Annotated in this window: 11 protein-coding genes and 1 pseudogene; 3 read left to right on the forward strand and 9 right to left on the reverse strand. The window is 39.7% G+C overall.

Going from position 1 to position 12,672, the window contains the following annotated elements:
* Positions 1-23 precede the first annotated feature (23 nt).
* From DB41_RS09770 to DB41_RS12600, 9 genes and pseudogenes are all read right to left on the reverse strand, one after another.
* A complete protein-coding gene (locus tag DB41_RS09770) occupies positions 24-308 on the reverse strand; it encodes a hypothetical protein (protein ID WP_155117667.1) in 285 nt (94 codons plus the stop codon).
* A gap of 52 nt (positions 309-360) precedes the next feature.
* Entirely contained in the window at positions 361-1,851 is a 1,491-nt protein-coding gene (locus DB41_RS10990; protein WP_306459959.1) for a DEAD/DEAH box helicase, read from the reverse strand.
* 8 nt (positions 1,852-1,859) lie between these two features.
* A complete protein-coding gene (locus DB41_RS10995; protein WP_052244116.1) occupies positions 1,860-4,109 on the reverse strand; it encodes an SWIM zinc finger family protein in 2,250 nt (749 codons plus the stop codon).
* A gap of 1 nt (position 4,110) precedes the next feature.
* On the reverse strand, positions 4,111-4,314 hold the full coding sequence (locus DB41_RS09780) for a hypothetical protein (RefSeq protein WP_039386775.1): 204 nt from the start codon (positions 4,312-4,314) through the stop codon (positions 4,111-4,113).
* A 96-nt stretch (positions 4,315-4,410) separates the two neighbouring features.
* On the reverse strand, positions 4,411-4,812 hold the full coding sequence (gene yidD, locus DB41_RS09785) for a membrane protein insertion efficiency factor YidD (protein WP_039386778.1): 402 nt from the start codon (positions 4,810-4,812) through the stop codon (positions 4,411-4,413).
* On the reverse strand, positions 4,813-5,769 hold the full coding sequence (locus DB41_RS09790; protein ID WP_155117668.1) for a tetratricopeptide repeat protein: 957 nt from the start codon (positions 5,767-5,769) through the stop codon (positions 4,813-4,815).
* Positions 5,747-8,668, reverse strand: a complete 2,922-nt coding sequence (locus tag DB41_RS09795) for a secretin N-terminal domain-containing protein (RefSeq protein WP_162180951.1) — start codon at positions 8,666-8,668, stop codon at positions 5,747-5,749. Before DB41_RS09795 ends, DB41_RS09790 begins: the two co-directional genes overlap by 23 nt.
* A gap of 936 nt (positions 8,669-9,604) precedes the next feature.
* Positions 9,605-9,733: pseudogene (locus DB41_RS11470) on the reverse strand (transposase); the annotation flags it as partial.
* Between the two features lie 31 nt (positions 9,734-9,764).
* Positions 9,765-9,890, reverse strand: coding sequence for a hypothetical protein (locus tag DB41_RS12600; RefSeq protein ID WP_255350942.1), 126 nt, complete (start codon positions 9,888-9,890; stop codon positions 9,765-9,767).
* 137 nt (positions 9,891-10,027) lie between these two features.
* Here DB41_RS12600 and DB41_RS11780 point away from each other — a divergent pair, with 137 nt between their 5' ends.
* From DB41_RS11780 to DB41_RS11000, 3 genes are all read left to right on the forward strand, one after another.
* On the forward strand, positions 10,028-10,198 hold the full coding sequence (locus tag DB41_RS11780) for a hypothetical protein (RefSeq protein WP_155117669.1): 171 nt from the start codon (positions 10,028-10,030) through the stop codon (positions 10,196-10,198).
* Between the two features lie 146 nt (positions 10,199-10,344).
* Complete coding sequence (locus tag DB41_RS12605; protein ID WP_255350943.1) at positions 10,345-10,476, forward strand: hypothetical protein; 132 nt, start codon at positions 10,345-10,347, stop codon at positions 10,474-10,476.
* A 98-nt stretch (positions 10,477-10,574) separates the two neighbouring features.
* Positions 10,575-11,984 (forward strand): leucine-rich repeat domain-containing protein, encoded by a 1,410-nt coding sequence (locus DB41_RS11000; RefSeq protein ID WP_202965127.1) that lies wholly within the window; start codon positions 10,575-10,577, stop codon positions 11,982-11,984.
* The last annotated feature ends 688 nt before the right edge of the window (positions 11,985-12,672 follow it).

A 12,672-nucleotide genomic window follows, 5' to 3' on the forward strand; every position in this document is an offset into this window, starting at 1 on the left:
TAATAAAGTTGAAAGAGACCTGGCTAAAGTAAGATTTGCCTAAAGATTGCATTTACCTTTGCTGCTTCAGAAAGCTTTTCTTCTAGCTTATAAATCCTATCTACAATAAGAGCCTGCTCCTTAGCATTTCCTTGAGGAACATGCACTTTACCTATTTGCTTATAAAGAGGGGGCATGGCTTCAGAAGCCAGCAGATGATGCCATCTTTTATAGACGCTAAATAAGGAAGGAACTACGCAAGCCTCTAAGATAGGGAGTAGCAATTCATTGGGCAAGCTTTCAATAGATGCCGAAGAGATAGGATGCATTTTATTTCCTTGGGTAGTGGTGACTTTTTCAGCATTTTTCCTTAGAAGAAATTTAATTTTCTTGCAAAGAGGTTGGATTAACATTTTGAAGAAGCTCTATAATTTCATCACGGTTAAATTGTTTTAAAAGCCGATGATCATCCACTCCTACAATATCTTCCATGAGTTTTCCTTTTCTAGTAATCATCTTGTCAATTTTTTCTTCAAAAGTGCCTTTGGTCACCAATTTGAAAACTTGAACTCCTCTAGTTTGGCCACTACGATGCACGCGGTCTGTCGCCTGATTTTCCCGGGCGGCATTCCACCAGCGATCATAATGGATAACAACAGAGGCAGCGGTTAGCTCTACTCCTAATCCCGCAGCTTGCAAAGAACCTAGAAAAACTTCACACTGTGGGTCTTCATTAAAGCGTTTAAGTTGCTCTCCTCGGTTAATCGTTGAACCCCGAATGGCAGCAAAGCCAATGTGGCGCTCTTCTAGATATTTTTGAATGATATCCAGCATGTTCAAATATTGAGAGAATACCACAACTTTCTGGTGACTTTCACGTGCTTCTTTCAATAGCTCGATGAAAAGATCCCATTTACCAGCTTGGTAGAGCTTATATTCAGAGGGGGTTTTTAGATAGCAGGCCGGATGGTCGCAGATTTGTTTTAAATATGAAAGGATAGCAAATATATGTAGGTAAGGGATAGGCTGACTTCCATGGGTAAGTTTATCCAGCACCACCTGTCGCGATTGTTCCACCACATTATTGTAGAGAATAGCTTGAGATTCTGTTAGTCCGCAATGGGAGATCTCTTCAGTTTTTTCTGGTAGATCGTTAAGGACATTTTCTTTCTTCCGTCTTAGCACGAAGGGATTTATCAATCGTGATAAGAGAGCTTTACGCTTTAAATCCTGCTTTTTATCGATAGGTTTAACAAAATACTCGCGATAATCTTTTTCACCAGGCATATAAGTAGGTAAAACTAAATCAAATAAAGATTTTAACTCACGCAGATGATTTTCTATAGGAGTACCTGTGAGCCCAAGGCGCATGTGGGCATTAACGTGGGCTAACGTGGCGTAAAGACGACTCCTATAGTTTTTTGCAATTTGAATTTCATCAAAAATTGCTAATTCAAAGGATATTTTAGAAAGCAATTGGTGTTCAATTCGCCAGACACCATAAGAAGTTAAGAGAATATCATAATGCTCCTGAAATTCATCCAGGCTGCGATGAGTGCCATAAAAGGTAGAAACACGTAAGTTAGGCAAGTACTGCGCAAGCTTATCCTGCCAATGGTAAATGACCGAGGTGGGGCAGATGATTAAAAAATAGCTGTTACCCTTTTGTTTTTGCTTTTCGCCATGATTGATAATAGCTGCGATTAGGGCCATCGCTTGGTGGGTTTTACCTAGTCCCATATCGTCGCAAAGTAGTCCTGACAGCCCCTGCTGATAAAGAAACCATAGCCAATGGAGACCCTTTTGTTGATAGGACCTTAGGCCACAACTTAGACCTAATATATTAGGTTCAGCAGGAATTTTAAATTCTATAAGCTCTTTTAAAAGATTGAAAGAAGAGGAGTGATTGGAATTTTTTCTTTTTTTCCTTCTTTTATAGGATCTAAGGCATTCAAACGAATCAGTTCAATCGTAGAAAGGGTTAGGAGATTATGACGTTTATCTAAGCGTTTTTTTGCAAGAAGCTTTAACCAATCATAGCGTTTGTCTTCAAAATCAATTAACCCAGCTTCTGTAAATTTAAAGCGCTGATTTTTTTTTGAAGCTGTCCATAGCTCTGCAATAGGAACAGCACCCTCTTCGGAGGTGTACTCTAAGTTAACCGTGTACCACCCGCGTGTATTAAAATCTGCTTTAGAAATAGCGCTTGCGGTAAGCTCAAGCTCTTTAGGAGGTGTAAGGCGTGGGTCAAGGCTTTTTATAAATGGCTTTAAGTTTTTGAGCTCATGCTCTAAAAAAAATAGATGATGCTCAGGTTTTATTTCCACTACCTTCTGATAAGCTAGGGGTAAGCGACAAGTTAAAGGGAGTTCAGCAAAGCCTTCTCCCTCTACATAAGTAAATTCGTCAAAAAAATAAACTTCTTTAAGGGTGTATTCTGACAATAGATCAAAGGTGGGAATAACAAGGATGTGCTCGTCTTTAGTTAATTTTATTACTAATCCTGCATGGACAATAGGTTGCTTTTCACTAAAAAAGCCCGGAATAACTTTTAGCTCCTCGCGATTATTTCTGATAAACATAGGAATTTGATCAGGATTTAAGAAAGACCCAGGGCGCAAGGGAAGGCTTACAAGCGTAGTATTTTTAGCATAAAACCCTTGGCTCTCGATGTAAATCCAAGGGCCAAAATCCTTAGTTTTCAAAGTTTGCTCTTGGGTAGCTACTGTACGTTGAAAAGAAAGCAACCCTTTTTCTATATCCATTTTATAGTTTAGTAACGCCTCTAAGCTCGCTACGTGTGTTTCAAATCCTTTGTAAGTATTTAGCCACGTACGATGCTGCTGGACAAATTCTCCCACTTTTTCGGCAGGAACTAGGGTTTTCGCTTCTTTAAATCGCAGGCCTTCTAGCTTGTAAAAGCCCTCCTCTTCTAGATAAGCCCATGAATCAAAAAGCTGGGACATAGGCTTGCTAAGGTCTCCAGGGCAGTGAACGTAACACTGAATATGAAGGTTCCACTGTTCATCAAAAGCAATCGCATAGGAAGCTTTAAAGATCCCCTCATGAATAATACAGCCTTGTAAATGTTCTTTGATGAAAGCTAAATTTTCATCAAGTACTTGTGCTAGATGAGCCTGGCTAATCACTTTAGAGCTTAATAAGCCTAAAGGATCTAAAGGATAAAATCCTTTAAAAGGTACCAGTAGCCAACTTCCTAATTGAAAGCCTTGAGAAAGAGAGGGGGAGCTGGCAATAGGGGGAGGGGTTTTACTCGAGTCAATTAGAAAGCAAGCATGTGCTTTATCATAAGTTATTTTAATATTAGGGTCAGCTTTCAGTGGATACAAACGCAAAGGCGAATGAACGGTAGCTAAAGCAGGGATAATCAAAGGCAAATGCGTGTGGGGAATATAAAATTTGCAGTAGAGAGTAGGAAATTTCACACTCATGTAATTAGGGATACCTAGGGGCGTATAACTAAAATCTATTTGATAGGTTTCCCCAGCTTCTTGCAGAGACATCAGCCACTTTGCCAAGTCATTCCAAAAAGAGAGTGCATAGCTTAGCATAGGACTGGGACGACCTTCTTTCCAACGACGAATCTCTTCTGGCGATAGATTGGAAAATTTTAAAGAAGTTTCTTCCGTTTCTTTATAGCGATTAAAAAGTAGATGTTTTAATTGAGCGGCAGTAGCTTTTGTAGTGCTTTGGACTAAAAAAATTTGTTGCCGATTGGCATAGATGGTGTAAATCCCCTTGGAAGAAGGCCTAAACTTTACTTCCTCAAATTTCATCTGTTCAGCACAAAGATAACACAGCTTATTCCAAAGAGACTTTTCAAAGCGCTTATGAAGAGGTTGGCGGCTCTTGTTAAAAATATATAGATAGGCGGCAGCTAAATGGCGGCAAGCGGCCACATCTTCGCTTTCTTCACAGGAGCAAAAAGCATCCTTTAAACGGTTGACTTTATCAAATTGAAGAAAGGACCACACGCCTTGAGGATTTTTTTCATCCACTACTTTAACTTGATAGGTTTCTCCTGAAAACTCTACTTCTTTAACCTTTCCTGTTTGTAAGAGCTTCTCTCCTTTCTCCTGGAAGGGTTTAAGAACACTAGGTAGTGGCATATCAAATACCTAACAAAGAAGAAGTAGCAGCTAGGGAAAGTAGATAGCTAGTCCTATTACGAAGGTTTAATAAAAAAATTAGCTGAGCATTAATTCTTCTATACTCCTCTAAAAAAGGCAGGCTGGCCACTAAAGGAAGTCTATGATTAAGGCGATTAAGCATACTAATGGGAAATTGATAAGTTGAAAGCATTGAGTATAGCATTTTTAATGTTTTAGTGCGAATAACCGCTTATAGGTGTAGCTCTTTGCCAAAAAGGGTATTAAACAAGGGCTTGTGAAAGATGAGGCTTTCAAAAAATTATGGGACGGGATTGTATTTTAAAAGATAGCCTTGCTGGTCAGTAACTTTAGAGTAAATCCATGGATCATCATTCTCACGCATTAGCCGATCACAGCCCATGCTAAAACCGACAAAAAAGCCATACTTGCGCATAGCATCCAGCGTATATTGTGAGCTGCTAGGTAAATAGTTACTGCGAGGGCCATCAATAGGTGTAATTATTGTTTGATGAAAGCCAATGAGGCTTTCGGCGACAGGGCCCATCAGGGGGGTGGTACAGCAATAAGGCTGGTCTTGCAAAGAAGCGGGCTTAAGGTGGGCTAAATCGGCATCTTTCCCCCAAGGCTCTGCCCTAAGGCAAAATGAGATTAGAACAAGAGGAAAGAGAGTGAAGAGGTTGAGGGCTATACGAATAGGCATTTAGAAGGAAGTCTGAAAAGTTAATACCGGAAAGAGATGATTTTTGATCATATAATCTTTAGCTAATGTTTTGTATAAATGTTCATTAAATTCTTTTGCTCCTAGGCCTGCACCATTAATTCCTCCTATGTACCATCCCATTTCAAGACTTGTAGTAATAGCTCCTGCGGCCCAATTCCCATGATCAAAGAAGTAGTAAGCGGTAGCGATAAAAAGCGAATTGACTAAGAAGGCGGTAATAGCTGTATTTTTTTGTCCTAAATAGTAATAACCCGCTCCAGGAAGCAGAGCATTAAGTGTCTTAGCATGTCTGACTGACTTCGCATGTTGGTTATAAGTAGTGAGAAAATAGGATAAATTCTCATTAGAGCCTAAGCATGGACTGTGAAGGGCCGAAAAATTGGCATGAATGACATCTTCAGCATGTTGGAGATTCTCTGCGACTTTAGGGCGAACTTTTTGAAGGAGAGCAAAAACTTTTTCAGCTTTAGCTGGTTGGCCTGCTCTTGAATAAGCATCATAAAGAATTTGAAGAAGATTCTCAAAAGCTAGAAATTGAGCTGAGATATTAGTCAAGCTACTAGCTTCAAAAGCCTCTACAGCTTCTTGATATTTTTCACCTAAATAATAGCTTAAAATAATATCATATTCTATCTGCTGTTTTCGATAGAGCTGGCTTGAAGGAATAAGAATCAAAGCACGTTTATAGCTAGTAATAGCGCGATAAAGGTCATTTTCCCGAGCAAACTTGTTAGCTATAAGAAGTTCTTTAGCCCAATCTTCTTGCAGCTCTTCAGAAGTTAAATCCGGAAAAGCGGAGGGAAGATTTTCTATAACATGCACAGGCGCAGCAAATTGAATATTTGGTTCAAGTTGACCAGCTTCTTTACAAGAGCAAGCTACTAAGCATAGGCCTATTGAACCTAAAAATAGATTAGTAACGATCTTCACTGCCATCCGAATTTTCTGTATTAATAATATTAAAGAAATCCATCGCTTCATCAGTTTCGCAAACCCATTCCTTAGGGCGCCGGCTCTTGACACGATAGATATTTTGCTGATGTCTAGTGATGTTGTCAATTTCTTCTTCAGTATCTAAGATGATAGGATGAATAAAAATCATTAAATTTTGCTTTGTATTTTTAACTTGCTTATCACTAAAAGCTGCTCCTAAAACAGGAATGGATCCTAAGCAGGGAACTTGAGTACGGTTTCTTTCGTCCGTATCGCTTACCATTCCACTTAAGATTAAGAAAAACTTATTGGGAACATGTACTTTTGTTGTGGTCCTGTTAATTTTAGTAGTAGGGCCCACTATCTGGCTAGTTGCAGTGGAGCTGCTCGAAATTCCTCCAGAAACAATGGAGCTAACTTCTTCTTGAATTTCCAAAGTAACAATATCATTACTGCCAATGATGGGGGTAACCTTTAAATTAGTGCCGACATCTCGAAACTCGAAATTCTGTGTTAAAATAGTACCTAAGTTGTTAGCAATAGATTGCGTAGGAAACTGCGTGTTGAGGCCTACAAAAACTTCTGCTGGTGAGTTATCTTCGGTAAGAATTTTAGGATTCATGATAATGCGTGACATAGACCTTTGTGTTAAAGCTTTTACAAGGCCTCCTAAGGTCGCATATTCTTTTCCATTATGAGTGATGGTCTGCCCAATAACTCCTAGTACAAAACCGCTTACACTTGTAGCTTGGGCAGCAGCATTAGGAATTAAGCCAAGACCTGATGAAGCCATCCCAGCCGGTAGAGTAGAGGCTCCCGATAAGAAAGCTTCCGCACCAGAAGTATTGCCTCCACCAAAGTTGGAAGCTACATTAGTAGAGAAGTTTAAGGAATCGGTGATGTCTGTTTCTAAAATAAGCATTTCAAGTAGAACCTGGCGGAGAGGGACATCAATGTCGCCTAAGAGCTCTCTCATCTTATCAATAGCATCGCTTGTTCCCGTAAATATAAGCGAGTTTGAGGATTCAATCCATTGAACGCTATTAATAGAAGCTAAGAGGTCCGTATTGGTTCCGGCTCCAGAGGCTGTGAGGCTTTCAGCAATCCTAGCTAGAGCCTTAGCAATTTGCTCTCCTTTACGGTATTGCAACTTATAAATAGAAAATTGAGTTCTTTCAATGTGGCCTACAGGTAGTTCAGCATCAATTCTTTCTTTACGCTGAACTTTTTGGGGTGAAATAGGCTTGCCAGGATTGAGCTGAAAAACCCAGTTACCATCTTTATCTAAAACCCACTTACCATCAGGTCCTTTTCCATTGGGAATAGGCTCACCGGGCTCAAAGTACCAGTTACCTTGTTCATCAATTTTCCAATTACCTTTAGGGGGTCCACTACCATTAACAGCTGCTTCAGGAATAAATTGCCAGTTGCCATTTTTGTCCAAAATCCATTGACCTGTCTGCTGTTTTGTACCAAAATTAAGATCTTTAGGGTTAATTATTTGTGTCGTGGCTCCCGTCTGATCAAGATATTTTAAAATAGATAGGGTGCGTTCCACGAGATAAGGGCTTCCTACGATAAAAATACTATTGGCTGCTTTATGAGAGATGAAGTTAATTTTTTGATCTTGGGCAATTGGTTGGATAATTCGTCCTGCCAGTGCGATAAGTGCGTCTGCCGATTGAGAACGCACAACATATTGGCCGATAACCAGTCCACTTTGTGGGCTGTCCAAGCTGTTAAGTAAAGCGCTTATTTCTCTAATATTGGAGGATAGATCTGTAATTATTAGGTGATTAGTTTCTTTAAGTACTTCCACTAAAGCATTAGCAGAAATCATGGGTTTTAAAATCAAGGCAGCACGTTCTGCTTCTAGCGTATTTAGTCTAAAAACCTTAGTTATAATGTCGAAACTCTGCCTTTGATGGACACTCCCATCCTCGGTCACCACCTTGGAGATACCGGCAACTTTACTATTACGATGAATAATGATAGTGTTTTCTTGCTCGATCAATTCTAGGTCGTGGATACGTAGCTCTTGCAGTAGAGCTGTCATAATATTATCAATAGTGGTAGGTTCTTCTGAGACTATTGTAACAGTAAATTGTAAATCGTTTTCATCGAATACAAAATTCTTATTAGAAATGCGGCTAATGAAACGAATATATTCTGTAATAGCAACATTATTGAAATTAATAAGGATAGTTTTAGGAGGTTCATTGCTATTTGCAGGGCTAGCCGTAAGAGGCTTAAAGTTAGATGGAGAAGAAGAGTGTGTGCCAGTATCTTGGTTGGTCACGGAAGGCGCTGAGGATTGAAATAAGGGGGCAGAAGAAGAAGGAAATAGGGATGGCGTTTGGGGTGACGAGGAATCAGAGGTAAGAGGAGGTTGAAGAGGAGTACTAAAGTCTGCTGAGTGATTAGAGGCAGAGACATCCATGCTTGGCGAGGAAACCGTAGGCTTATGTTCTAGTGAGGAAGTAGGATTAAGCATGGAAGGAAGGTGAGTAGAACTCGAAGAAGCTGTAGAAGAATTGGGCGCCTGCGGGGAAGAGGAAGATTCAGAAGTCGTAGAGAGCTGAGTTGGAGAAATAGTTGGGGGCTGCAAAGAGGCAGGTTGAGCTTCTGAAGGCTGGGTAAGAGTAGGCAATAGTTCTGACACTGGTTGGTTGGCTCTGTTAAGAGAATCGGTAGGCTGTGCCCCTTCAGGTAGAGTATCAGCTGTATGAGGTTGGGGATAAGTAAAAAGTTTAGGATAGAAAAAGCGGCCAATTTCTGGCGATTCATTTTTCTCTTGAGTAGATGAAGAATCTGGGGGAGAAATAGCCAGAGGCGGCAAAGTGGCTGGTATTTCCTTATTATCTAATGCTTCATCACCACCATAGGGAAGTGTTGACGGCACAGAGTGTTCAGCTTTTATATAGGTGTAACAAAAGCATGAGATTAATATGAAGATAGCTAATGATAAAGCTTTAGGATAGGTATAATATTTTTTCATGTAGAGTAGGGGGTTATGTCATACTAAAAAGTCAGGATCATAGAGTCTCGATTGATTTAATGCAATTTTATAATTAATTTTTTGATTAAGCTATTTGATCATCCACCAACCTGTTTACTAGCTATAAGGTCATGAAAATCAGAGGAAAGGTGTTTTTTCCACTCTTATTCAAAAGATAGTAGATGAGCAAAGATTTCTATGAAAGGAACTATTAGGAAGAATGCTAAGGCATACAAAAGGGATTCTCAAGAGCATTACAGGAGAGGCGAGAAGGGCTTTTTTAAAAGTAGAGGCTTTCACGGCAGAGGCAAAAGAGGCAGGCTTAATAGGCGAATAGCCTTAGACACAGACTGAGGTAATGTTAGCTTTAAGCATCTTCATAAGCTTTGCAAGCTAGAATCGGACAAAAAAAAGTAGGTGGGTGTTTTTAATCCTTTCCGTAGGGAGAAGTATTTGGCTAAATTACCTTTATACTTTAAGATTTGAGCTTATTGGAGAAACAAAAACAGCTTCTTCTTATCCTTCGCATTTTTTTTAAGCAGGAAAAGATTCTTTAAAGCTTTTCCTAAGAAAGAAAGCTTAAGAAGTCTATTAGGATGGCGAGTAAATAACGCGAGTTATCGGATAAGAAAACCCTCTAAGGCTGCTTCAATTATACCTAAGCTGTAAGCCAACTCATTAACTTTTGCTTTTCCGTGCGAGTAAATTGCATGCGGGGCTTACAGGGCTCGTAAGCATAGGCCACTATTCCGCTGATTAGATTGGCAAAAAAATTCCAAGGGCTGCGATGTCCGAGGATTTTCGATTTGACAAGAGTTTCTCAATTTATTTTTAACGCTTTCAATCCCCTCTCTTTCTTAATAAAATCTTATCTACCAGTGAAATTAGCTTGTTTTTCATATTCTTTCTAAGCCTAGTAATAATTTCTAAGCCCTTGTCGTAAAGCTTGATAAACAATTGGTGAGTGAGTAGAGCAGGAGAATTTCACTCCTACCCCCTCTTAGAGCCGGACGGGAGCCTCTCGACTCATCCCGCTCTCATTATCTAAACCGTTGGTATATAAACAAGCTTCCAATGAACGAATAAATGGGGAGAAGACTTTGCAATCTGCGCTATATAGTGACATGCCTTGACCTTGTGTCTATTGTATTTGCGATATTTTCGTTTTGTCCATTTACACAAATAGTCATTTACGTTCCTCCATAGCCAGCTCCCTTACAAGTCTTTAAAAGAGAACAAAGCTTATTTGCCACATGCGTTCCCATGCAAATCAAAGAGGTAAAAGAACTCATATTCGAAGTGCCTTACGACAAAGCTGTAGTAATAGTAGAAGGCTATCAAGCTTTTGAGAGTACCTCTTGCTATGCAGGCTTTGAACAAAGATGGGTAGTCATCTTCAGTCAGGTGACCTATCAAAGAGAATACCGTACTTGATCTAAGCATTAACTTAAGGACAGTGAAAAAGAAGCTAAAGCCTTTACTAAGCTCATGCAGCAAGAGTTTTCATGTCCAAACGATGCTAAGCGTCTATTAGATAATTTTGTAAAAAACTTAAGTATATACAAATTATAGAATCTCAAATGATAGCAACTCAAAAGCATGCTACGTCTGGTCGGCCCAAAGCTGAGCAAAAACCTTCTATATCTAGCTATCACCTACAAGGCACAGTAACTTGCTCTTTGCTTAACAAGTTAGCCAATGCCCACGGGTGATAAGGATACGAATTCGTTTGACTTGCTTTTTTAATTTTTTTATATTGTCTTTAAATAATAAAAATGCTGAAAAAGTCATCATTACCCAAGAAAATAAAATGCATCCTATCTCTTCGACATCTATTGAAAGCTTGCCCAATGAATTGCTGCTCCCTATCTTAGAGGCTTGCGTAGTTCCTTCCTTATTTAGCGTTTGTAAAAGATGGCATCATCTGCTAGTTTCTGAAGTCATGCCCTCTCTTTATAAGCAAATAGGTAAAGTGCATGTTCCTCAAGGAAATGTTAACGAGCAGGCTCTTACTGTAAATAGGATTTATAAGCTAGAAGAAAAGCTTTCTGAAGCAGCAAAGGTCAATGCAATCTTTAGGCAAATCTTTACTTTAGCCAAGTCTCTTTCAACTTTAGAATTTAAATGGAAAACAGAAGAAAAAAAAGGCTTAACGCTGGCTAATTACTTTTCTTATCTCTTAAATATTAATCGTCTTTTACTTTGGAAAAAACTTCCTGGTGGGGAAGAATACTTGAACCAAGAAGAAATTAAGCACTTGCCTCTAGAAAAAAAAGGAGAGCTTCTTAGAGATTGGATTGAAGAAAATTGTAAAAACATCACGGCTCTAGATTTATCTAAAGCAGGCTTGGCTTATTTACCCCCAGAAATAGGCCAATTGTCTCAGCTGCAAGAGCTTAAGTTAAGCCAAAACCAGCTCGCCAGTCTTCCTGCAGAAATAGGGCGGCTGTCTAAGCTGCAAGGGCTTCACTTAAATCAAAACCAGCTCACCAGCCTTCTTACAGAAATCGGGCAGCTGTCTCAGCTGGCATGGCTTTACTTAGAAGAAAACCAGCTTACCGCTCTGCCTACAGAAATCGGGCAGCTGTCTAAGCTGATAGGTCTTGACTTAAATCAAAACCAGCTCACCAGTCTTCCTGCAGAAATAGGGCGGCTGTCTAAGCTGAAAGAGCTTTACTTAAATCAAAACCAGCTCTCCAGCCTGCCTGCAGAAATCGGGCAATTGTCTCGGCTGCAAAGGCTTGAATTAAATCAAAACCAGCTCTCCAGCCTGCCTGAAGAAATCGGGCAATTGTTTAAGCTGCGAACGCTTTACTTAAATCAAAACCAGCTCTCCAGCCTGCCTGCAGAAATCGGGAAACTGTCTGAGCTGCAAAGGCTTGAATTAAATCGAAACCAGCTCACCAGCCTTCCTGCAGAAATCGGACAGCTGTCTCAGCTGCAATACTTCTGCTTAAATCAAAACCAGCTCGCCAGTCTTCCTGCAGAAATAGGTCAATTGTCTCGACTAGAAGCGCTTGACTTAAATCAAAACCAACTCACCAGCCTTCCTGCAGAAATTGGGCAACTGTCTCAGTTGGCATGGCTTTACTTAAGCCAAAACCAGCTCGCCAGCCTTCCTGCAGAAATAGAACAACTGTCTCAGTTGCAAACGCTTGAATTAGCGGAAAATCCTTTGAAGAATATTGCAGAAAAAATAAGGCAGCGTTTTCAATTGTAGAATGGCCGTAAGTACTTTTTAAATGGGGGTGGGCTAAATGAAATAAAAAAAATTTAGCCATCTTATCTTTAAACAAGTAATACGCTTTCCTTCCCGCAACTAAGCAAGCTTAAACTAACCTACGCATTTGTAACGACAAGAAGTTTTTCTCTTTTTCTGTAGAGTGTTATAGCTGGGAGAACAACTTTTTTTGATAGGAAGAAGCTAGGCGTATTGTATTCCATCATGCAGTAGAAGAATTAAGGCAAGGCACCCAAAAGAGCCGTTTTTCTCAAATAAGGCAAAGAATCAATCTCATTCTTTTAGCCAAACAAAAATTGCCGCGTCACTTAATCCCCAAAACCTGTGGCTGCTCCTAAATGCTTGGAAGGTCTCCCCCCTTTCCGTGAATCTATCTGAAAAAAAAGCGAGGTAGATTATCTGTGAATTGTTTTTCATTGATAAGGATACGAATTCGTTTGACTTGCTTTTTTAATTTTTTATATTGTCTTTAAAAAATAAAAATGCTTAAAAAGTTATTACTACCCAAGGAAATAAAATGCATCCTATCTCTTCGACATCTATCGAAAGCTTGCCCAATGAATTGCTGCTCCCTATCTTAGAGGCTTGCGTAGTTCCTTCCTTATTTAGCGTCTGTAAAAGATGGCATCATTTGCTAGCTTCTGAAGTCATGCTCCTTCTTTATAAG

It is taken from the genome of Neochlamydia sp. TUME1, assembly GCF_000813645.1.
GTDB lineage: Bacteria > Chlamydiota > Chlamydiia > Chlamydiales > Parachlamydiaceae > Neochlamydia.